Here is a 22,840-nt window from a genome sequence, read left to right on the forward strand (position 1 = left end):
AAACCGGTTTTCCGGAACCGACATGCTCCAGAAAATAAACAGCTAAAGCGCATCGCAAAGATATGATAGAACGCGACGCGCTTTAGCTATCTGAGCAAGGATTTATAAACGATACCGTAAGGTTTCAGTTTTAAAATTCAACGTTCAGGAAATTGGCTTTTGCTCATAAAGTCTCTGGCGTAGCTCTAACAGACTCGATGCGACATGAAGATCAGAACCGCAATTCTAGGCTCCGTAATGGCAACCGCGCTCCTCGCGGGCTGTCAGGGTTCGTCCGTATCCGATCTAAGCCTCCGGGCTGAGAAACCACTTCCCGAGAAAGTCGTTGCCAAGATGAAGGCGAAAGGCATGAACCGCACCTCGCCAATCATGGTACGCATTTTCAAGGAAGAAGGCACGCTCGAGGTCTGGAAGCAGAAGAACAACGGCAAGTACGACCAGATCGCGTCCTACGACATCTGCAAATGGTCGGGCAAGCTCGGGCCGAAATATATCGAGGGTGACCGTCAGGCGCCGGAAGGTTTCTACAACGTCCGCCCCGCCCAGATGAACCCGAATTCGAGCTATTATCTCTCGTTCAACATCGGTTTCCCCAACGCCTATGACCGCGCCAATGGCCGCACGGGCCAGCACCTGATGGTGCATGGCGCATGCTCGTCGTCGGGCTGTTACTCGATGACCGACGAACAGGTTGCCGAGATTTACGCCTTCGGTCGCGACGCCTTCAAGGGCGGCCAGCGCGACTTCCAGATTCAGGCATTTCCGTTCCGTATGACGGCTGCCAACATGGCGCGTTACAAGAGCGACCCGAATTATTCCTTCTGGAAGATGCTGAAGCAGGGCTACGACTCTTTCGAGGTCACCAAGGTGCCACCGAAGGTCGATGTTTGCGAAAAGCGCTATGTGTTCAACGTCGCGACACCGGACGGCCAGCCTCTGTCCGCAACGGACGCCTGCCCACCATCGGCTGGCGGCGAGGCCATGTCCTATGCGTCTTACGAAAAGACCTACCAGTCGGCATTCAGCGCCAGCCAGAAGGCACCGGCACCGTCCATTCAGGGCATCGCCGAAGCCAAGCTCGTCTCCGCCTGGAGCGCTGCCCGTGCACGCGGCGAAAAGGTAACACGGGAACCGCCGTCACTCACCGCTTCTTCCGCTGAAAAGGCGGGCGCACCGGACATTCGCCCGGCAACGCCAGCCGCACAGCCGACAGCCATTGCTGCAACGCCGCAACCGGCTGCTGTTCCGGCTCAGCCGACGACACAGACCGCAGCTGTGCCCGCACCACAGCCAAACCCGGCTGCAGCGCAGGCTGCTCAGTCTGTTTCACCCCAGGTCTCTCCAATGACGACCGCCAGCACGGTGGCGCAGAATGTCGAACAGCCGGCAGCTGTCGCAGCCCCCGAGCCGAAGAAGCCATGGTGGAAGATCATCGGGAACTGATGGCCTTGCAGGATGACATTCCTGTCTACGACCTGAGGGGGCTTAAATGCCCCCTTCCGGTTTTGAAAACCCGCAATCGCCTGGAAAAAATGCCGAGCGAAGCGCTTCTCTGGGTGGAAGCGACCGATCCGCTGTCCGGCATCGACATCCCGCATTTCTGCACGCAGGAAGGCCACGCCCTGGTCGCGCAGGAGCACCAAGGGACGTTGCATCGCTTCCTTATTCGCAAGAAATAAGTATCAGCTCCGGGGCGAAAAACCCGGAATAGCCAGCGGATTTTCCATCAGCGCGGCACGGTCTGGCCTATCGAGCGCAGGGCGCCCCAAAAACGCATCAAAAAGCTCGCGAACATAGGTTTCCGGCAGATCCTTCACGATCATCACCAGAAGCGTTTCGCGTTTATCCTGCGGCCATTGCGGCAGGCGCGCTGGCGGATGGAAAATCTTCTGCACCCCATGAATGACGACAGGGCGATCCGGGTCTTCGGCAATCTGCACGATCCCTTTCACACGCAGAAGCTTCTCCCCATGCGTTGAACGCAGAAGATCCAGAAACATGTCGAAGGTCGATAGCGGGATCGGCGCATCGTGACGAAGCGAAAAGGACCGGATCGCATCGTCATGGTGATGGTGTTCGTGGTGATGATGATGGTCGTGATCGCAATCCGGCCCGCAAACATGGTCATGCCCATGGGAACGCCCATGATGGGAGTGGTCATGATGACCATCCTCATAGGCTTCCGCCTTGAGCCAGCGCTGCACGTCCGCCGATTTCGTTTCCGGATTATAGAGACCGCATTCAAAAAGCGCCGCATAACCCGTGCGCTGTTCACCGGCTTCCAGAATGTCTGCGCCGGGATTGAGCGCATGAAGACGCGCCTTCAATGCCGCCAGTCCTGACTGCGCTTCCAGCAGATCGGTTTTGGTCAGCACGATGCGGTCGGCCATTGCCGCCTGCTTGACGGCTTCCTCGTGATTGTCGAGCGTCGCCATGCCGTTGACGGCATCCACGGTCGCCAGAACACCGTCCAGCCTGAAAGCCTGCATGAGCACCGGATGCCCCATGATCGAATGCAGCACCGGCGCCGGATCGGCGAGCCCGGTGGTTTCGATGATGACGCGCTTCAACGCCTTGATGCGCCCGGTCTGGAGACGGTCGATCAGGTCGGCCAGCGTATCCACCAGCTCGCCGCGCACCGTGCAGCACAGGCAGCCGTCGGAAAGCTCGATCACGCCCTCGCTCGCCTGCTCAACCAGCAGATGATCAATGCTGATCTCGCCGAACTCGTTGATGATGACCGCCGTATCGCTCAGCGCCGGATCTTTCAGAAGCCGGTTGAGAAGCGTCGTCTTGCCTGAACCAAGAAAACCGGTCAGCACGGAAACGGGAATGGGATTCGGCATATCAGTTGATCGCGGTGGTATTGGCACCGGCGGAACGCTGCGGACGCGGCATTGGCACCGGAATCTGCGAAATGTCGAGCTGGCTCGGGCGGGTCGTCGGACCCGGTTCGGAAACCAGACCGACGCGAACCGGAACCGGATCGCGATCCATCGCATGGATATAAGGCGAATTGATTTTCAGCTTGCCCTCGACATCGCGACCGTCCCAGCGATCGGCCATGGCCTGCTGGCTGCAGATAGCCTTGCGCATATCGACGGCCTGATTGAGATTTCCGCCGGCTGCGGGGCGCAAGGTCGCCAATGTAGCGCCACCGCTCGCATTTGCCCTGAAAGCGTCAGTCATCAGCTGTGCTGCCTGAACCGCGCGCGCTTCCTGCCGGTCCGCACCGAGAACAATCGCCAGCACCGTCCGGCCATTGCGCGTTGCCGAACTTGCTAGGTTGAAGCCGGATGCGCAGACGAAGCCGGTCTTCATCCCGTCCGCCCCGTCATAGCGGCCAAGCAAAATGTTGTAATTGGCCTGAACTTTCTTGCCCGCGCCCGGATCGATCGCCTCGGTCGCAAAATAATGCGCATACTGCGGAAATTCACGACGCAACTGCACGGCCAGAACCGCCAGATCGCGTGCCGTCGTATAATTATTGGGATTATGCAAGCCGTTCGGATTGGCGAAATGCGAGCCGACCATACCGATACGCTGCGCTTCCGCATTCATGCGCTGCACGAAACCGGATTCCGTTCCGCCCACGGCCTCGGCAACGGCCACCGCAACATCATTGGCCGACTTAACCAGCATGATCTTCAACGCCGTATCGAGCGTCATGACCGATCCCGGCTTGTAGCCCATCTTGCTCGGCGGTTCCTTGGCGGCGTTCACCGTCATGCGCACCGGCGAATCCAGCGTCATCTGGCCCGACTGAAGCGCACGGAATGCCACATAGGCCGTCATCATCTTGGTCAGGGAAGCGGGATACCAGCGCTGAAAAGCTTCCTGCTGCTGGTAGACCTTGCCGGTTGCCACATCCACTGCGATCGAGGGATTAGCGGCGGCGGACGCCAGTGCGGTCGCGGACAAGCCAACAGCTGCAAACCAGATTTTCAATGATTTCGACATCATTCCGTAGTTCCAATCGAAATAGCCTGCAACTTCTGCGGGTTCGAATTGCTCTATAATGGGAGATTAACGCTTTCTTTATCTATGCCATGTGGCGATGAAAAGGCAAACAGGGATTGCCCGCTTTCACCGAAACGTCATATTCTGCTTCCTTCAAATCACGCCCAATCCGGGGAGCCATCAGAAAATGCCAGTGTTGAATCGTGCCGTTGAAACGCAAGCGGAAATTGCCGCATGGCGCCGAAAACTGCACCAGAATCCTGAACTTCTCTACGACGTGCACGAAACTGCACAATTTGTCGAAGACAAGCTGAAATCCTTCGGTTGCGATCTTGTGGAAACAGGCGTCGGACGCACAGGCGTGGTCGGCATCATCAAGGGTCGCCATGGCGATGGGCCGGCAATTGGCCTGCGCGCCGACATGGATGCCCTGCCCATCACCGAAACGAGCGGTGTCGAATGGGTCTCGCAAAATCCCGGCAAGGCGCATTCCTGCGGCCATGACGGACACACCTCAATGCTACTGGGCGCAGCGCAATATCTCGCGGAGACCCGCAATTTCCGCGGCTCGGTCGCGCTTCTGTTCCAGCCTGCCGAAGAAGGCGGCGCCGGTGGCCTCGCCATGGTCGAGGACGGCGTGATGGACCGTTTCAACATTTCGGAAGTCTACGGCATCCACAATATGCCGGGCCTGCCGGTCGGACAGTTCGCGATGCGAAAAGGCCCGATCATGGCCGCAACCGACGAATTTGACCTTTTCATTACCGGGCGCGGCGGCCACGCAGCGCAGCCGCATCGCACCATCGATCCGATTCTGGCAGGTTCCCAGCTGATGATCGCCCTTCAGGGCATTGTTTCGCGCAATGTCGATCCGCTTGATTCACTTGTGATCTCGGTGACGAAGTTCGTTGCAGGCGAAGCTTATAATGTGATCCCGGAAAAGGCGACGTTGTCGGGCACCGTCCGCACGCTCAAGAAGGAAACCCGTGCCTTTGCCGAACGCCGTATCCGTGAAGCTGCCGCCGGTATCGCAGCCGCCACCGGTGCGGAAATCACCGTGCGCTACAAGAACAATTATCCGGTCACCTTCAACCACGATGCACAGACGGAGTTTGCCGCCCGCGTCGCCAGCGCTGTGGCGGGCGAAGGCAAAGTGGATGAGAGTGTCGAGCCGATGATGGCGGCGGAAGATTTTTCTTACATGCTGGAAGCGCGCCCCGGCGCCTATATCTTCCTCGGGAATGGCGATACGCCCGGCCTTCACCACCCGGCCTATGACTTCAATGACGATGCCATTCCCTATGGCGTCAGCTATTTTGTAGCGGTAGCGGAAACGGCGCTTGCCGCCTGATACCTGAATAAATCCGCCTGCCCCGCTTTTTGCGGGGTTGGCGACCAGCATGAAAAACAGTATGTGTCTGAAAGCATTCGCAATGCTGGAATCACCGGCGAATGCTCATCGGTTGGTCCCGTAGCTCAGTAGGATAGAGCGACAGATTCCTAATCTGTAGGTCACAGGTTCGATTCCTGTCGGGATCACCACCGCATTTCACCCCTCATACGGCCAGTTGGCCTGCGAGAAGACACCACCATCGACCCAGATCGTCTGGCCGGTAACAAAACGCGCCGCATCGGAAGCAAAGAACAGGACCGGGCCGGAAATGTCCTCCGCTGTTCCCACCCTGCGCAGCGGCGTGATGCGTGCCCAGGTGCCGGCATAGTCGGGCTGTTCTTCTGCCGTGCGTTCATTGAGGATCGCGCCGGGGGCCACGCAATTCACCCGGATGCCGTGCGGCCCAAGCTCCACCGCCGAAGCCTTGGTGAACTGCTCTATGCCGCCCTTCGATGCCGTGTAGGAAACCAGTTTCGGAAAGGCGAGCTTGTTGCAGCCTGATCCGATATTGACGATGGCGCCGCCCTTGTCGGCCTCCACCATGCGCTTCGCGGCAGCCTGCGTATTGAGGAAGCAGCCTTTCAGATTGGTGCGGATGACATCGTCCCAACCATCCTCGGAAAGTTCCAGCAAGGGTGCCCAGGTCTGGATGCCTGCATTGTTGACCAGCACATCGGGCGCATCACCGAACCAGTCGCAGACCTCATCGAAGAAGGCTTCGACCTCGACACGTCTCCCGACATCGCAGCCAAGCCCCAGCGCCTGACCGCCCGCCTCTTCGATGGCTTCGACGAGCGATTGTGCAGCTTCGTCATCGTGCTTGTAGCTGAAGGCCACCGTGTAGCCCGCATCGGCAAAAGCACAAACGAGATGCCTTCCGATGCCGGTACTCCCGCCCGTGACGACTGCAAACTCACCCATGCCAAATCCCTCCCGGAAGTATTCCCGGTCACGAATTTAATAGGTTTTCAGCGATGGTAAACCGGCAAAAAACAAAATAGCTTCCGTATAAATGCGAGGAGAGAAAATGAACCCTGACATCAAGGAAGCCAATGGCGCGTGCCACTGCGGAACGGTGCGCTTTCGTGTTAAACTTTCGGATGGCCTTAACACTGCGCGGCGCTGCACCTGCTCCTATTGCCGGATGCGCGGAGCCGTCGCCGTTTCGGCTGATCTTGATGGGCTGGAAGTGCTTGAAGGTAAAGAGGCGCTGACGCTCTACCAATTCAATACCGGCGTCGCGAAACATTATTTCTGCTCGAAATGCGGAATTTACACCTTCCACCAGCGCCGTTCTAATCCGCGCCAGTTCGGCGTGAATGCGGCTTGTCTGGAGGGTGTATCACCATTCGATTTTGCGGTCGTCGAGGTGAATGACGGCGTGAACCACCCCTCCGACAATCCGAAGCGAAAAGGCTCGGATGTCGTGGGCTATCTGCGTTTTGAACCGGTCGTTGACGGGGACTAAATCCGCGCGCGCCGCTTGTGCTCGTTCTTCTCCCATGAAAACAGAACTGGCGGCAGCGGATCAAGACCGCGAATAATATCCGCACCCTTTTCGCCGATCATGATGGTCGGCGCATTGGTGTTGCAGGACGGAACGCGCGGCATGATCGAGCTATCGCATACCCGCAAGCCTTCGAGCCCCCGCACTTTCAGATCGAGATCTACAACCGCCATTGCACCGGTTCCCATCTTGCAGGTGCCGACCGGATGATGATCAGTCTTGGCATTGGCACAGGCATAATCGAACAGGTCATCGTCACTGACGACCTTCGCGCCCGGCAGGCGTTCGGCCATAACATAGGGCTTCAACGCATCCTGCTGCATGATTTCGCGCGCGATCTTCAAACCCTCAAGGGACATTTTGCGATCATGCGGATCGCTCCAGTAATTGGGGTCGATCAGCGGTGCCGCAGCCGGGTCGCTGGAAGCGAGCCGCACCGTTCCACGCGAGCGCGGATGCAGATAGGCGGAATTGAGTGTCACACCCGCATTTTTGAGTTTTTCGACACCTGCCTCGATCCCCGAACCAAGCCCCAGATGGAACTGAATATCCGGCGAACGGGCATCCGGATCGGCATACCAGAAACCGCCGGTTTCAAAGAGGCTCGATGTCACCGGACCGGAGCGCAGCAGAATATATTGCAGCCCCGCTCCCAGTGTCCGATGGAGCTTTGCCACGCCATCATAGGTGTGATCGCCGGTGCATTCGGCAATGACAAAGAGATCAAGATGATCTTGCAAGTTTTCGCCCACACCCGGCAGATCATGCTTCACGTTTACGCCGAGTTTTTTCAGATGGTCGGCAGGACCGATGCCCGATTGCAGCAGAAGTTTCGGCGAACCGATGGCGCCGGATGAAACAATCACCTCGCGGTTTGCGCGCAAGACCTCGCCGCTCATCAGCGTGACCCCGGTTACGCGGGTCTTTTCCAGCTCGATGTTGCGTACCGGCGCATTCATGCGCACGCTCAGGTTCTTGCGATCTTTGATCGTGGATAAATAGGCAAGCGACGCGGAGGAACGGCGGCGATTGCGTTGCGTGAGCTGATAAAAGCCGACGCCCGCCTGTTCGCGACCGTTGAAATCCGGATTATACGGAATGCCCAGTTCCTGACCCGCGCGGATATAGGCATCACAGATCGGCAGTGGCGCGGATGGCATCGAAACGCCAAGCGGCCCGCCATAGGAATGAAAATCATCGTTGAAGCGCTGATTGTCTTCGGCGCGTTTGAAATAGGGCAGCACATGGCGATAATCCCAGCCGGTACAGCCATCTTCGCCTGCCCAGAGATCATAATCGGCTGCATTACCGCGCGTATAAATCTGCGCATTGATCGAGGAGCCACCACCGATGACTTTCGCCTGCGTGTATCGAAGCACGCGATTTTTCAGGTGCTTCTGGGAAACGGTTTCCCAGCCCCAGCTCGCCACGCCCTTGGTCATCCTGGCAAAGCCGGCAGGCATGTGAAACAGTGGATTCCAGTCGCTTCCTCCGGCTTCCAGCAGCAAGACTTTCACCGAAGCATCTTCGCTCAGACGATTGGCGAGAACACAACCGGCAGGCCCGCCGCCAACGATGATATAATCGTAATCCATCACGCCGTTCCTAAAGCTTCGCAATCGACAGGCCACCATCGGCATTGATCGCCGAGCCCGTCGCAAAAATGAAATCACCGCCTGCAAGCCCGGCCACAATAGCGCCGACATCGCCTGCCTCGCCCCAGCGTTTCATCGGCACCAGACCGGCTTCGATCAGCCCGTCATAACGCTCGGCAACTTTGGCTGTCATATCGGTGCGGATGATACCGGGGCGCACCTCGAACACACCAATCCGCGCTTCAGCCAGACGCAACGCAAGCCCCTGCACGAAGGCGGTCAACCCAGCCTTGCTGATGCAGTAATCAAGCCGCTCCGGCGAAGTCATCACTGACGAAACCGAACTGATCGTCACGATACTGCGTGGGAAACGCACTTCGGTTGCGGCAAGCATGGCCTTCACCACCGCTTGCGTAAAAAACACCGTACCGCGCAGGTTCACATCAATAACCGTGTCAAAATTCTCAGGTTTCAGCCCGAGAAAATCGCCGCGCTCGACCGAGCCCATACCTGCATTGTTGACCAGACAATCGATGCCGCCAAATTCCTTCAGCACCGCGGAGACAGTTGCCTCATGCATTCCAACGGCAGCCAGATCGCTTTCAAAGAAAACCACCTTTCCGCCAAGCGCGCGCAATTCATGGATGACGGCATCGTCACGCTCGCGGTCGGTAATCGCCAGATCGAACCCCTTGGCGGCCAGAGTGCGGGCAATGCCAAGCCCGATGCCACGCCGCCCACCGGTTACCAGTGCAACAGGTCGTTGATGGTTCATGCCAGCACCTCCCGGTTAAGACTGTCCGCCACGCGCAACGCCTGTGCGGCGATGGTCAGCGCCGGATTGACCGCCGCCGATGTCGGCAGGAACGACGCATCAACCACATAGAGATTGGGATGATCGTAAGCGCGGCAATATGGATCAAGCGGCGCCGTCGCCGGATCGTTGCCGATACGCACAGTGCCGCATTGATGCGATGGCGTACGCCGGTCAAAAGCCCGTGACAGCACCACCGGAAAACCTGCCTGCCTGAGTGCTGATTTGAGCTTATCGACCAGCATCAGATGCGCTTTCCAGTTGCTGCGCACCCAATGCAGAATGATGCGGTCGCTATCCACTGTCACGCGGCTATCCGGCGATGGCAGGTCTTCGCTCATCGCATAAAAATCGATCGTATGACGCGCAATGCGGTTCAGCAGCCATTCCGGCACGCGGGGCATATTGGCTTTCAGGATTTCGCCCGACACTCGGCCAAGCAGTTGCACATTGCCAAGCGGCGGTCCGCCTGCTCCATCCGACAGATAGTAATCATTGAAACCGAAAGTCTTCTGGTGGATGGAATCGTTGCGATAGCGCGGGTCGAAAGCAATCACCGCGCTGGAATTGTGGTTCATGAAATTGCGGCCCACCTGATCCGAGCGATTGGCAAGGCCGGAGCGTAGCAGAAGCGCTGCTGACTGAACTGCGCCAGCGGATAGAATAACGAGCTTGGGGCGCAGAACCAGCGTTTCGCCATTCTTCACATAATGAACTGCGGTGATCGCCTTGCCATCCGGCCCGGTTTCCAGCCGCGTCACCCTCGCTTGAGTTTCAAGCCGCACATCAGGATGTTTGAGGGCAGCCGCAAGCGAACAGGATTCCGCATCCATCTTGCCGTCATCGCTATTGGGAAATGCATCCCATGGCGTTTTAGCCTTTGCCAGCCAACGGTCGATATCGACACCCAACGGCAAGGAAGCCGGGTGAAGTCCCGCTTTCTTTAATCGGGCACGCACATCGGCCATTGGCCGTTCGTCACGGATCGCCGGATAGGGATAGGACTTTGAATGTTCCGGTTCGGTCGGATCATCGCCCAGCTCACCCCGCACCTGAAAAAGCTGCTCGGCACGGCTATACCACGGCTCCAGCTCCTCATAGGCGAATGGCCATGCCGGAGACACACCTTCCAGATGCGTCATCTCGGCAAAATCCTCGCGGCGATAACGGATCAGCACCGCGCCAAAGAACTTGGAATTACCGCCAACATTATAATAATTTCCGGGATTAAACGGCTTGCCATCTGTCTCGTACCAGAACTCTTTCGGGCGAAAAAATCCACCTTGGAAAATGGCGCGCGGGTTGCGGTTTTCTGGCCTGTCCGGCAAGCGCTCTCCTGCCTCAAGAATAAGAATGTCGGCACCTGACGCGGCAAGACCGGCGGCCATTGTCGCGCCGCCGATACCCGATCCGATGATGACGATATCCGGCTGTCCTCCCAAAGCCGCCTCCCTTACTTTGCTTGCGGCATCCACCAGCCGGTGCGCGCACCGATATGCATGTTGAGCGTCTTGGTTTCGGTATAGTCCTCCACCGCATGACGGCCCAGCTCGCGGCCCAGACCCGACTGACGATAACCGCCGAAAGGCAGTTCCGGCGTGCCATCCATGAAGGTGTTCATCCAGACCGTGCCAGCCCGCACCTTGCGACCGATGGTCATGCAGGTATCAAAATCGCGGCTCCACACGCCTGCCGAAAGTCCGTAATCGACCGCATTGGCAATCGAGATTGCTTCATCCAGCGTATCGAAGGAAAGTACCGACAGAACCGGCCCGAACACTTCTTCACGCGCCACGGCCATATCGGCCTTCACGCCCGCAATAATGGTCGGCCCCATATATTGGCCAAGGCCGAGATCCAGCACATCACCACCATGGGCAATTGCGGCACCGGCCTTTTTGGCCTGATCGACATAGGCGCCAACCTTTGTCAGGTGCTGCGGCGTGATGATCGCGCCCACCTGCGTACTGACATCCAACGGATCGCCAACGATCACCTTTTTCGACAGATCGGCCACGCGCCCGACAATCTCATCGACAATCGAGCGATGCACGATCAGCCGCGAACCGGCATTGCAGCACTCGCCCGCATTGAACCATGCGCCAAAAACGGCAGCATCGATAAAGGCATCCATATCGGCATCAGGAAACAGGATTTGCGGGTTCTTGCCACCAAGCTCCAGCGATACTTTTTTCAGCGTTTGTGCCGCATTGGCCATGGTCAGCTTGCCCACGCCGGTTGAACCGGTGAACGAAACCATATCAACATCCGGATGTGTGCTCATATGCTGGCCAACATCAGAGCCCGTTCCGGTGATGATGTTGACAACACCGTCCGGGACGCCTGCTTCGGCCAGAATTTCGCCGAGTAACAATGTCGATCCGGATGTGAGTTCCGAAGGTTTTACGACTGCCGTGCAGCCCGCTGCCAAAGCAAATGGCAGCTTCTGACCCACGATCAGGAACGGGAAATTCCAAGGCGTAATGATGGAAACAACGCCAATTGCCTCGCGCAGCACGACACCAAGGGTGCCATCACCCAGCGTATTATAGCTTTCACCATGCAGATCGCGTGCGAGCGCTGCCGCATAGCGCCAGATGTCAACCGAGCCTGCAATCTCGCCGCGCACCTGAGAAATTGGTTTGCCGGCTTCAATCGCATCGAGATAGGCGAGCTCTTCCGCCCGCGCTTCAATCAGATCGGCGGCTTTCAGCAAAACCAGCGAACGCCGCGATGCCGTTTTGGACGACCAGCGCCCGTCATCGAAAGCTTTTCTGGCAGCAGCAACGGCCAGTTCCACATCGGCCTTGTTGCCCGCCGGATAGCGGCTCACCGTGACGCCATGGCCGGGCGCAACACGCTCGATGCTGCCGCCGCTCTGGCTTTGCACCCATTGGCCATTGATCAGCATGGAGAATTCGCGGACTTCCAGCCCGGTCAAAGGCTGTGGTTTGACGACAACGCTCATTACCATTCTCCCTTGAAATTTGCTTCGCGCTTTTCGCTGAACGAACGCACGCCTTCCTTCAAATCACCCGTCTTGGCGACAAGGATCGATCCCAGCGCCTCGACAGCGGTTCCATTGTCCTCGCCATTGGCGACGGACAGCATCAATTTGGAAATTTCCAGCGCAGCCGGTCCGCGCTTGGCCACCCGCGCCGCATAGTCCTGCGCCGCCTGCAAGGCTGCACCCGTCTCCACCACATGATCCACCAGCCCATGCGACAGCGCTTCTTCTGCGGTGAACATTTCGCCACCCAACACCATGCGGCGCACGATCTGCGCACCGAAACGGCGCACAAGACGCTGCGTGCCCGACCAGCCGGGGATCATGCCGAGCGAGGTTTCCGGCAGGCCGATCTTGGCCTGTCGTTCGACAATGCGAATATCGGCGGCACCGGCCAGTTCCAGACCACCACCCAAGGCATGGCCGTTCATCGCTGCGATCAGTGGCACACGCAAGGTCGCAAGCCGCTCGAACACACGATGACCGTAGCGCACCCAGGCATGGCCGAATTCCTGCGGTTCCATGCCGCCCCATGCCTTGATGTCACCACCGGCGGAAAAGGCTTTGCCCTCGCCCGTCAGGATCGCAACTCGTACACTGCTATCCGCTTCAACCCGATCACAGGCGGCAGACAATTCCTGCAGAAGCTCGATATCAAACGCATTGAGCTTTTCGGGCCGCTTGATGGTCATGACCGCGATGTGGTTCTCAATCGAGATGTCTATCCGTTGAGCCATTTAAGCCTCCAGCTTTCGCGCAGGCTTTTGCGGCAATTCAAGGCCGATCGGCTCGTCGCGGAACAGCGCCTCATCCATGAGCTTGAGCTGATCCGAAACGATCAGTGGAAACTCAGCCTGATCAAGAATATGCGTCTGCAAATCCACACCCGGCGCAATCTCGGTAAGCACAATGCCTTCTGGCGTGAGCTTCAGAACCGCACGTTCGGTGACATAGGTAATGTCCTGTCCCTGTTCGACACCGCGCGGACCGGAGAAGGTGACATGCTCAACCTCATTGACGAGCTTTTTAAGCTTGCCTTCCTTCTCGATCACCAGCTTACCGTCAGCGACCGACAATTTCGCCCCGGCATTGAACATGCCTGAAAAGACGATCTTTTTGGCTCTTGCGGTAATATCGACAAAGCCGCCAGCGCCCGCCGTTACATGCGGACGGAATGACAGCTTCGACACATTGACCGAACCGTCACGTCCGATCTCAAGGAAGGACAACAGCGAGGCATCGAATCCCGCGCCCTGAAAATAGGTGAACTGATAGGGCGACGGCATATAAGCGTCTGCATTGGACGCACAGCCAAAAGCAAAATCGAGAAGCGGCACACCGCCAACCGCACCCTGCTCTATCACCCAGGTCACAGCACCATGCAGACCTTCTTCGAGCAAAATGCGCGGCACATTGGCGGAAATGCCAAAGCCCAAATTGACCGCACTTCCCGCCTGCAATTCCTGTGCGACACGCCGCGCAATCGCCTTCTGAATATTGAATTCCGCCAAACGGAACGTATCGAGCGGACGGAAAATTTCGCCGGAAATTGCCGGATCATAAAGTGTCTGCGTGGTTTGCTTCTGGTCGGGATCAACCACGATATAATCGACCCAAACACCCGGCACGCGCACATCATGCGGTTTCAGCGTGCCTTCCTTGGCAATGCGTTTGACCTGCGCAATGACGATGCCGCCATTGTTGCGCGCAGCCAGCGCCTGATCAAGACCACCAAGATAAGCACCCTCATGTTCATAGGTGAGGTTGCCGCGTTCATCCGCAGTCGTTGCCCGGATGATCGTGACATGCGGCACGATATTGGGGAAATAGAGCCAGTCCTCACCTTCAAAACTGACCTGCTTGACGACCGGCTCCTCACGCGCCTTGTCGTTCATTGCCGATCCCTGACGCTTGGGATCAACGAAGGTATCAAGCCCCACTTTGGTCAGCACGCCGGGACGCTTGGCAGCTGCCTCACGATGCATGTCGAACAGAATGCCCGACGGGATATTATAGGCCGGAATCTCATTATTGGTGATCATCTGCCAGATCAGCGGAGGCTCGGCGCTCGATGGTCCTGACGGATAGGAACCGCCAATGATCTTCTTGAGAAGCCCCTTTTTGGCGATGTAATCAACACCCTTGATGCCACTCATATCGCCCGCTGCTATCGGATGCAGTGTGGTGATATTTTGGGGATGGCCGGTTTCATCAAACCGCTCGCCAATGGCTTTCAGCATCATGTCCGGACAGCCGAGGCCGCTCGATGAAGAAACCGAAACGACAGCGTTGTCGGGAATGAGTGATGCTGCTTCCGCAAATGAAATATGTTTGCTCATAATGTTCAAAGTCCTGAATGAACAGCGGTTGCCTTACCGGTCTTTGCAGCCTCAAGCACGGCAAGCCCGGTCGCAAGCGACCAGATGCCATCCTCCAATGTTGCCGAAGGCTGTCCTTTGCCTGCGATGGCATTATGGAAAGCCTGTAAGGCGGTTTCGTAGAGATTCTTCTGGTCGAGCGGCAATTCGTACTCGCCATCCTTGTCACGCAGAATGACGGTCCCGACCGGCTTTTGCGTCATGACATTGCGTGCAATAAGCGAGCCTTCGCTGCCATGTATCTCGAAGCCGGTTTCCGCATATTTGGTGGTGAAAGCATCGTGGAACTGAGCGATAACGCCGGAGGAGAAGCGCAAAACGCCCATCACGCCATCTTCCAGTCCTTCGCCGCTGAGGCCCCCTTGCTGGCTGAAAGCCAAGGCCTCGACTGGGTTTTCACCCAGCACAAAGCGCAATGTATCGGCATCATGCACGGTAATATCGAGGATCACACCGCCGCCCGCGTCAGGGCGTTCAATGCGCCAGCCTTGCAAATGCGGCGGCAGATAAACCGCGTGGAAAACCCGCGCGGCAAGCACCTTGCCGATCTTGCCTTGAGCGATAGCATCACGTATGGCGCGGTGGCTTGCAGCATTGCGCAAGTGATGGTTGGTGCCTGCCACGACGCCCGCCTCGCGCACCGCTTTCAGCATCTGATGCGCGTCAGAAAGCGTCAGTGCCAGTGGCTTTTCGCAGAGAATATGCTTGCCTGCTTTGGCGGCAGCAATCGCCTGATCACGATGCAATTCATTGGTGGTGGAGATATAAACAGCGTCGATTTCCGGATCGGACAACAGCGCATCAAGGCTTGTCACGGAACGGGCAATGCCGTTTTCGCGGGCATAAGTTTCGCCACGCTCAGCATTGGTGCTGTAAACGGAAACGACTTCGCCACCGGTGGCGCGAATGGCTCCGATCACCCATTCTTTTGCAATGGTGCTTGCGCCTATAAGGCCCCACTTTGCCATGCGAATTTCTCCTCATTTTTGAACGGCGCACCACAACTTGCACGCACCGCAAGACGCACCGACAAGCGCTGCGCCTCCGCCTCCACCCGTTCCGAATTGATCTGTTTCAGCAAGAGCTGCGCCGCACGTTCTCCCAAACCTTGCGGATCGACAGCCACAGTTGTCAGTGCCGGAACAGCGGTCTTTGCCTCGATCACGTCGTCAAAACCAACCACGCCAAAATCCCGGCCCGGCTCCAGATTTGCAGCGCGCAAACCATCGCAGACCCCAAAGGCCACAGCATCATTGAAGCACACCGCTGCCGTCGGCTTCATGCCGTGCCGCAACATGCGCTCAACTGCTTCAACACCGCCAGCACGCGAAGGCGCAGAGGTAAAGACCAGCGCATCATCAAACACGATGCCTGCCTGCTCAAGTCCCGCACGATAGCCCGCAACTCTCTCAGCAAAAACAGCGGTATCCGCATAGCCGCCCATGAAAGCGATTACGCGATGCCCTAGCGACACCAGATGCTCAACCGCCTTTGCCACGCCGCCGCGGTTATCCGAAACGATGGAAGAAACGCCCGATCCCGGCACATCACGCACCATCTGCACAACCGGCAGACCACTTTTTGCCAGCGGTTTCAGATCATTAGCCTCGGTTCCACGCGCTGGCGAAACGATCAGCCCGGCAATGCCATGTTCACGCATCGAGGCAATCACCTCGCGCTGACGGTCAATGCTTTCCGCCGTGTTGGCTAGAAACTGCACATAGCCCGCCGACTGCATGACACGGTCCACGCCTACGGCCAGCTCGGCAAAGAAGCTGTTGGTCAGGTCATTGACCACAAGGCCGATGATTTTCGATTTCGCCTGGCGGAGATTGGCGGCCGAGCGGTTATAGACATAACCGAGCTTCTCAATCGCCTCCTGAACCTTGGCGCGGGTTTCGGCATGAACAAGCGGACTACCACGCAGCACCAGCGAGACAGTCGATTTCGACACGCCTGCCTCGCGCGCAATGTCGATAACGGTGACGCTGTTCTTGCTCATGCCCTGCTCCGGTTTCGATTGCTGATTTAATTGGAACGTTCCAATACTGTCAAGAGCGGAGGCGGAAGCCGCTATTTTCTCTTGCTTCGCCACAATTGAAAGCCGGTTTTTAGGTGCATTTTCTGCGAAAGCCTGTACTTTTCACCTAAAATCACGCAAATCATATTTCTGCCTTAATTTTTGACCGAATTTTCATTTGGAACGTTCTAAACTAACAATCAGATATTCAGGCGGAGGAACGATAAGGGCATGAGCAACCATCAAGTGACATTGCCGGATAGCAAGGGAAGCCTGCATTCCTACACGCTGACCGGGACACCAACCTCACGTCCAGCAAACCCGCCGCAGTTCAATCGCATTGCCTATGCAGCAGCGCATGTGGTTTCCGATCCGCTGAAAGATGCCCGTCCATGGAACGACCCGGCGATCGACTGGGATGCGACCATGGCTTTCCGGCATCATCTGTGGAGCCTCGGCTTCAACATCGCGGAAGCGATGGATACGTCACAGCGCGGCATGGGACTGAACTGGGTAGGTGCGCAGGAACTGATCCGCCGTTCGCTGGCAGACAGCAAGACCGTAGCGGGCGCCGATCTCGCGAGCGGTGCAGGCACTGATCATCTTGATCCCGCCGATGCGAAAAGCCTCGATGACGTCATCAAAGCCTATGAGACACAGGCTGGCTTCATTGAAAAACACGGCGGGCGTTTCATCCTGATGGCAAGCCGCGCCCTGACGCGCATCGCCAGGTCCCCCGACGATTACGCCAAGGTCTATGGCCGGATTCTCGGTCAAGCCCGCGACAAAGTCGTGCTGCACTGGCTGGGCGATATGTTCGACCCGCAGCTTAAAGGCTATTGGGGTTCGGAAAATTTCGACAATGCGCTTGATACGGTGATCGGCATCATTAGAGCCCATCGCGACAAGGTGGAAGGCATCAAAATCTCGCTGCTGGAGGAGCGCTACGAAATCGCACTGCGCGACCGCCTGCCGGAAGGTGTTCTGTGTTTCACAGGTGATGATTTCAACTATGCGCCGCTGATCGAAGGCGACGGAAACAAGCACAGTCATGCGCTGCTCGGTATCTTTGATGCGGTCGCACCACAGGCGTCCAGCGCGCTCGCGGCACTGGCCGCAGGCGACAATGCCCGCTTCCGTGCCATCATCGAGCCAACCGTGCCGCTATCACGGAAAATCTTTGAGGCACCGACACAATATTACAAGGCTGGCGTCGTGTTCCTGGCCTGGCTGAACGGTCACCAGAACCATTTCACCATGCCAGCCGGAATGCAGTCGGCGCGTGGCATTTCGCATTACGCCGACATATTCCGCCTTGCCGATCAGGCCAATGTTCTCGACCAGCCAGACCTCGCCATCAGCCGCATGAAACAGCTTCTGGCGATTTACGGCATGGAATGAAAACAGGCGGTGGCCTGTTTCTGCGCATATCTTTATCCCGAAACCGGTTTCCACTTTCAGGAGACATGCTTGCACCGCCTGTCTTTAAAAGCACTCAGCGCCAGCCAAGTGCTGGCGCAACATGCTTGAGGATCGACTCGATTACATGCGCATTGTAGTCGACACCAAGCTGGTTCGGCACCGTGAGAAGCAGCGTATCGGCTTCAGCAATCGCCTCATCCTTTTCGAGTTGCTTGATGAGCTTATCCGGTTCAGCCGCATAAGACCGACCAAAGACCGCCCGCAGATCTTCCTCGATATAGCCGATGGAGTCCTGCTCGTTGCTTCCGCCACCAAAATAGGCCCGGTCGCGATCATCAACCAGCGCGAAGATGCTACGGCTCACCGAAACACGCGGCGTGCGCGTATGTCCGGCTTCTTTCCAGGCTTCACGATAGGCGCGGATCTGCTTGGCCTGCTGAATATGCAACGGCTCGCCTGACTCGTCCTTCTTCAGGGTCGAGCTTTGCAAATTCATGCCAAGCTTTGCCGCCCAGATAGCTGTCGCATCCGAGGCAGCACCCCACCAGATGCGATCCCGAAGACCTTCCGAATGCGGCTCAATGCGCAGCAGACCGGGAGGGTTCGGAAACATCGGGCGCGGATTTGGCTGGGCGAAGCCCTGCCCCTTCAGCGCTTCGAAGAACACCTCGCCATGCTGGCGCCCCATATCGGCATCGGTCTTGCCCTCTTCCGGCGCATAACCGAAATAACGCCAGCCATCGATCACCTGTTCCGGCGAGCCGCGGCTAATGCCGAGCTGCAGACGGCCCTTGGAGATCAGGTCCGCAGCACTGGCATCTTCGACCATATAGAACGGGTTTTCATAACGCATGTCGATGACGGCAGTGCCGATCTCGATCTTGCTCGTCTTGGCGCCAACTGCTGCAAGCAACGGAAATGGCGAGGCAAGCTGGCGCGCAAAATGATGCACGCGGAAATAGGCGCCATCCGCGCCCAGTTCCTCGGCGGCAACAGCAAGGTCAATCGATTGCAGAAGCGCATCGCTTGCGGAACGGGTTCCCGATTGCGGCGATGGCGACCAATGACCGAAGGAAAGAAAGCCGATTTTCTTCATGATGATGTTCCCTGATTGCGGGCAAAAGATAATTGTTATCGCCAAATATGGCGGCGCGCCGCCAGATTGAAAGGGTGCTGAACACAGTGTTCAGCATTTGAACCCCGTCAGAATTCGAGCCGCTTTTAGTTGCGGGTATATCGTGTTCAATCCGGACAGGTTGCCGGACAGGCTGCCTGACAGATTACCCCACACGTTGACAGTCTATCCGGACCCGATTAAGCCTCAAATCTGGCGGATAAACCTTCAATCTGAGGTTATTGGAGAAAAGGTGTTTGCCGATAAGCAACGCACCAAAACAGGGGAGATTTTCATGCGTTCTATGCTTCTGGCCTTGCTGGCCGCAACGGCCATTGCCACCTCGGCACAGGCAAAAGACGTAACCGTCGCCGTAACCGCCATCGTTGAACATCCGGCCCTCGACGCCGCGCGCGACGGCGTGAAGGATGCGCTGGCCGAAGCTGGCTACAAGGAAGGCGAAAATCTCAAATTCGTCTATCAGTCCGCACAGGGCAACCCGGCAACCGCAGCACAGATCGCCCGCCAGTTCGTCGGCGAAGGCCCGGATGTGATCGTTCCGATCTCGACACCTTCGGCACAGGCTGTCGTTTCGGCAACCCGCGATATTCCGGTCGTGTTCACCGCTGTTTCCGATCCGCTCGGCGCGCAGCTCGTCAAGGACATGACAAAGCCGGGCGGCAACGTGACCGGTCTTTCCGATATGTCGCCGGTGGCAGAGCACATCAAGCTCATCAAGGAAGTGATGCCGAACATCAAGAAGCTCGGTTATCTCTACAATTCCGGTGAAACCAATTCCGTGTCGCTTCTGGCCGCACTGAAGGAAGCAGCTTCCGCCGAAGGCATCGAAATCGTTGAATCGGCTGCCACCAAGTCGGCTGAAGTTCAGGGTGCAGCGCGCGCCCTCGTCGGCCGTGCGGACGCCATGTATGTTCCGACCGACAACACCATCGTTTCGGCTCTGGAAAGCGCCGTCGGTGTTGCGGAAGAAAGCAAACTGCCGCTCTTCACTGCAGACACGGATTCGGTCAAGCGTGGTGCACTCGCTGCCCTCGGCTTCAACTATTACGATGTCGGCAAGCAGACCGGCGCCGTCGTGGTGAAGATTCTCAAGGGTGAAAAGCCAGGCGATATCGCTGTCGACATCGCCAAGGGCACCGATCTCGTCATCAATCTTGGCGCTGCCAAGAAGATGGGCGTCGAATTCCCGCAGGCTGTTATCGACCGCGCGACCAGCAAGATCGACTGATCGGCCTCCATATTGTAACTGGAACAGGGCGGGATGAACTCCCGCCTTTTTCTTTGAAATCTCTTTCCAACAGTTGAGCCTTTGAAATGCCCGCCATTCGCATCCTTCCCGCTGATGGCAACACCAATGGCTGGAGCAGGATGTTACCAGTTCGCACGCCAAATGCAGCGCTCAAAGGCGATATCAAGGCCGACTGGATCGTACTCGGTGCAGGATATGCAGGCTTAGCCGCCGCGCGACGTCTGGCCGAGAACCGCCCCAACGATCAGATTGCATTGATCGATGCGCAGGAAGTCGGAAAAGGGACATCGGGACGCGCTGCAGGCTTTGCCATTGATCTGCCGCACAATGTCAGCTCGTCGATGGAGGAGCTGGCCAAGTCGCACAGCTACCGTGCGCTGGCGCGCGCAGCCATAGACCATCTCAAACAGCAGATTGACCAGCATGGCATCAACTGCGACTGGCGGCAGGATGGAAAGTTTCACGCGGCCGTTTCGGATCAGGGGATGCGTGAGGTTCTTGAGCCAACCGTCAAAGAGCTAGAGCGCCTTAAGGAACCATTCGACTGGCTTGAAGGCGACGCTCCCACCAAGCGGCTCGGGACAAGCCATTTCAAGGCCGCCATTTTCACTTATGGCACCTCGCTTTTAAACCCGACAGCTCTGGTGCGTGGCCTTGCCGACAGCGTGCGCGCTTTGCCTGGGAGCTATGGCGCGCACGCGGTGAAGTGTGACCGAAAGCGATCGAACCGAATGTTGTGATAGGCCTATTCACCCATCACGGTTTTCCAGGGCTGAATTGCCGCGACAGCTTCCATGTGAAACTATGCTGCAGTGCGCCGTTGGTCGTTCCAATCTGGGTACTGTAGTCGAGGCCAAGGGACCAGCGCCTGCCGATCTGATTGTCAACGCCCACTCCGATTTTGAAGCTGTCACGGTATGATGCGTCGACTTCAATTGCATAAGGCATAAAGCCGCCTATATCCGCATAACCTATTCTTGCCTGACTGGCGCCGGCAAAATCGTGCGAATATTCCAGGCGTCCGCGCAGTTTCAGTATCCCCCAATCCATGGGAACTGAATATTCGGAACGAATGCCGACCGTCGTAGAGAGGAGATCCACGGCCTGCTTGTCGAATGCGAGATTAAAGATGCCCGCGCCTGTTTCATCAAACGCGCCCAGCATTGTATGTGCCGCGTCGAGACGTGCGTAAGGAGAGAGCAGCCACGCATCATTGCGATACTCGTATCCCAACGTAACGGACCCGAAGACTTGCTTGCCGAGACGCTGGCCGCTTGCGGTTTCACCCGTTGCGGTAACATAGCGATTGCTGTCGAATTGCAGCCAGCCATAACCCAGAACCCCGTCAAGAAACATGTTTCGATACGAACGGAAGCTGCCGTAAAGCGCAGTGCTGAACATATCCCCGTCGTTTCGTGTGCCTCGTTCTCCTATGTCAGTGACGACACGCCCATATCCAAAGCCGATGCCGCCGGTGAATGACGGCGAAAAGCGATAATCGATGCCGCCGCTTATGCTGGTACCGGAATTCTTCTGGTTTGTGCCGTTATCATCGTCATTTTTACCGTAAGCCAGCGCGCCATTCGTCCACACTGAAAATTTGCGGCGGAACGACGAGCACGCTTCGTTCGGGTCTGCTTGCCGTAGTTTGTCGAGAACATTCAAATCCGGATGCAATTGCTGGCCATCAAGGCTTAAATTGATTCCAACAGAGTTCGCGCGGCATTCGGCGTCACTGTGCAATTGTTCCAGCCGCTGATTGAAGTTTTCCAATTGCGTCTTGGCCAATTGGTTCGCAGTATCGACCTGTGCGCGCACAAGTCCGATGACTTCCTCGTCCTTGGATGGATCCGGACGCACAACCACATCAATCGTTACAACTGCCGGGTTAGACGCTCCACGAGCGTTTGCAAGCGAATAGGTCAATTTCGTGCCACCGGAGAACGTTGCGGAAGCAGCGAAATAAAGGAAATACGCTTTTCCTTCACGTTTGATCCAGGTGTGACCTGCAGACTGTTCTGGCGTGGTTATAATTCGTGCATCGGTGAAAGGTCCTTCGGTTGCTCCCTCCGTCAGATTCAGAAACGCCGTGGTACCTGCCATCACTCTCATTGAATGGGATTGCGCAACCGGTAATGCTTCAGCGACAACCAGCGTATAGGTCTTGTTGCCCGTGTAGCCTTCACTGTCGGTCGCGGTCACGCTCACGTCGGAGCTGCCTGCTTTTATCGGCGTGCCTGTGATCTTGTTTCCGGTGAGGCTCAAGCCTTCCGGCAGACCTTCAGCCTTGTAGGTGTAAGGTGCCGTGCCGCCGCTGACGGACAAGGTGGTCTCGGCATAGACCTGATTGACCTTGCCAG

Annotated in this window: 20 protein-coding genes and 1 tRNA gene; 8 read left to right on the forward strand and 13 right to left on the reverse strand. The window is 57.2% G+C overall.

Annotation, left to right across the window (positions count from 1 at the left end; genetic code table 11):
• Positions 1-204 precede the first annotated feature (204 nt).
• Both FG152_RS03595 and FG152_RS03600 read left to right on the forward strand, forming a co-directional pair.
• The gene (locus tag FG152_RS03595) at positions 205-1,443 is read left to right on the forward strand and encodes a hypothetical protein (protein WP_498985290.1); all 1,239 of its coding nucleotides are present in this window, start codon (positions 205-207) and stop codon (positions 1,441-1,443) included.
• Positions 1,422-1,679 (forward strand): sulfurtransferase TusA family protein, encoded by a 258-nt coding sequence (locus FG152_RS03600; protein ID WP_036596460.1) that lies wholly within the window; start codon positions 1,422-1,424, stop codon positions 1,677-1,679. Before FG152_RS03595 ends, FG152_RS03600 begins: the two co-directional genes overlap by 22 nt.
• 3 nt (positions 1,680-1,682) lie before the next feature.
• Here FG152_RS03600 and FG152_RS03605 read toward each other — a convergent pair whose 3' ends face one another.
• Positions 1,683-2,846 (reverse strand): CobW family GTP-binding protein, encoded by a 1,164-nt coding sequence (locus tag FG152_RS03605; protein WP_043061753.1) that lies wholly within the window; start codon positions 2,844-2,846, stop codon positions 1,683-1,685.
• A 1-nt stretch (position 2,847) separates the two neighbouring features.
• Entirely contained in the window at positions 2,848-3,963 is a 1,116-nt protein-coding gene (locus FG152_RS03610; protein WP_012091110.1) for a D-alanyl-D-alanine carboxypeptidase family protein, read from the reverse strand.
• 184 nt (positions 3,964-4,147) lie between these two features.
• Between FG152_RS03610 and FG152_RS03615 the strand changes: the two genes are divergently transcribed.
• Together FG152_RS03615 and FG152_RS03620 are read left to right on the forward strand one after the other, a co-directional pair.
• Positions 4,148-5,311 (forward strand): M20 aminoacylase family protein, encoded by a 1,164-nt coding sequence (locus FG152_RS03615; RefSeq protein ID WP_029929632.1) that lies wholly within the window; start codon positions 4,148-4,150, stop codon positions 5,309-5,311.
• Positions 5,312-5,425: 114 nt separating this feature from the next.
• Positions 5,426-5,502 (forward strand) — tRNA-Arg (locus FG152_RS03620).
• 7 nt (positions 5,503-5,509) lie between these two features.
• On the opposite strand, the gene FG152_RS03625 is transcribed toward FG152_RS03620, so the two are convergent.
• Positions 5,510-6,274, reverse strand: a complete 765-nt coding sequence (locus tag FG152_RS03625; RefSeq protein WP_029926353.1) for an SDR family NAD(P)-dependent oxidoreductase — start codon at positions 6,272-6,274, stop codon at positions 5,510-5,512.
• 106 nt (positions 6,275-6,380) lie between these two features.
• Between FG152_RS03625 and FG152_RS03630 the strand changes: the two genes are divergently transcribed.
• A complete protein-coding gene (locus tag FG152_RS03630) occupies positions 6,381-6,821 on the forward strand; it encodes a GFA family protein (protein WP_029926351.1) in 441 nt (146 codons plus the stop codon).
• On the opposite strand, the gene FG152_RS03635 is transcribed toward FG152_RS03630, so the two are convergent.
• From FG152_RS03635 to FG152_RS03670, 8 genes are read right to left on the reverse strand one after another with little or no spacing between them, the layout of a single operon-like run.
• The gene (locus FG152_RS03635) at positions 6,818-8,455 is read right to left on the reverse strand and encodes a GMC family oxidoreductase (RefSeq protein WP_498985293.1); all 1,638 of its coding nucleotides are present in this window, start codon (positions 8,453-8,455) and stop codon (positions 6,818-6,820) included. The genes FG152_RS03630 and FG152_RS03635 overlap by 4 nt on opposite strands.
• A 10-nt stretch (positions 8,456-8,465) precedes the next feature.
• The gene (locus FG152_RS03640; RefSeq protein WP_029926347.1) at positions 8,466-9,230 is read right to left on the reverse strand and encodes a 3-ketoacyl-ACP reductase; all 765 of its coding nucleotides are present in this window, start codon (positions 9,228-9,230) and stop codon (positions 8,466-8,468) included.
• A complete protein-coding gene (locus FG152_RS03645; protein ID WP_498985294.1) occupies positions 9,227-10,711 on the reverse strand; it encodes an FAD-dependent oxidoreductase in 1,485 nt (494 codons plus the stop codon). Before FG152_RS03645 ends, FG152_RS03640 begins: the two co-directional genes overlap by 4 nt.
• An 11-nt stretch (positions 10,712-10,722) precedes the next feature.
• Positions 10,723-12,243 carry an aldehyde dehydrogenase family protein gene (locus FG152_RS03650; RefSeq protein WP_036595900.1) on the reverse strand — a complete coding sequence of 507 codons (1,521 nt, stop codon included), beginning with the start codon at positions 12,241-12,243 and terminating at the stop codon, positions 10,723-10,725.
• Positions 12,237-13,013 carry an enoyl-CoA hydratase/isomerase family protein gene (locus tag FG152_RS03655; protein WP_029926341.1) on the reverse strand — a complete coding sequence of 259 codons (777 nt, stop codon included), beginning with the start codon at positions 13,011-13,013 and terminating at the stop codon, positions 12,237-12,239. The genes FG152_RS03650 and FG152_RS03655 overlap by 7 nt, the downstream gene beginning before the upstream one ends.
• Positions 13,014-14,615, reverse strand: coding sequence for an acyl CoA:acetate/3-ketoacid CoA transferase (locus FG152_RS03660; protein WP_043061771.1), 1,602 nt, complete (start codon positions 14,613-14,615; stop codon positions 13,014-13,016).
• 5 nt (positions 14,616-14,620) lie between these two features.
• Entirely contained in the window at positions 14,621-15,622 is a 1,002-nt protein-coding gene (locus tag FG152_RS03665; RefSeq protein WP_029926336.1) for a Gfo/Idh/MocA family protein, read from the reverse strand.
• Complete coding sequence (locus FG152_RS03670) at positions 15,601-16,656, reverse strand: LacI family DNA-binding transcriptional regulator (RefSeq protein ID WP_029926334.1); 1,056 nt, start codon at positions 16,654-16,656, stop codon at positions 15,601-15,603. The genes FG152_RS03665 and FG152_RS03670 overlap by 22 nt, the downstream gene beginning before the upstream one ends.
• Before the next feature lie 249 nt (positions 16,657-16,905).
• Between FG152_RS03670 and FG152_RS03675 the strand changes: the two genes are divergently transcribed.
• On the forward strand, positions 16,906-18,075 hold the full coding sequence (locus FG152_RS03675; protein ID WP_029926332.1) for a dihydrodipicolinate synthase family protein: 1,170 nt from the start codon (positions 16,906-16,908) through the stop codon (positions 18,073-18,075).
• Between the two features lie 94 nt (positions 18,076-18,169).
• On the opposite strand, the gene FG152_RS03680 is transcribed toward FG152_RS03675, so the two are convergent.
• Positions 18,170-19,192 (reverse strand): LLM class flavin-dependent oxidoreductase, encoded by a 1,023-nt coding sequence (locus FG152_RS03680; RefSeq protein WP_012091080.1) that lies wholly within the window; start codon positions 19,190-19,192, stop codon positions 18,170-18,172.
• Positions 19,193-19,505: 313 nt separating this feature from the next.
• On the opposite strand from FG152_RS03680, the gene FG152_RS03685 reads away from it, so the two are divergent.
• Positions 19,506-20,459 (forward strand): ABC transporter substrate-binding protein, encoded by a 954-nt coding sequence (locus FG152_RS03685; protein WP_010657637.1) that lies wholly within the window; start codon positions 19,506-19,508, stop codon positions 20,457-20,459.
• 86 nt (positions 20,460-20,545) lie between these two features.
• A complete protein-coding gene (locus FG152_RS03690) occupies positions 20,546-21,220 on the forward strand; it encodes an NAD(P)/FAD-dependent oxidoreductase (RefSeq protein ID WP_235784245.1) in 675 nt (224 codons plus the stop codon).
• 16 nt (positions 21,221-21,236) lie between these two features.
• Here the strand turns inward: FG152_RS03690 and FG152_RS03695 are convergent.
• Positions 21,237-22,840 (reverse strand): autotransporter domain-containing protein (locus FG152_RS03695; RefSeq protein WP_498985299.1); only part of this gene is annotated, 1,604 nt, incomplete at its 5' end.

Source organism: Ochrobactrum sp. XJ1, assembly GCF_024701725.1.
Taxonomy (GTDB): Bacteria; Pseudomonadota; Alphaproteobacteria; order Rhizobiales; family Rhizobiaceae; genus Brucella; species Brucella anthropi.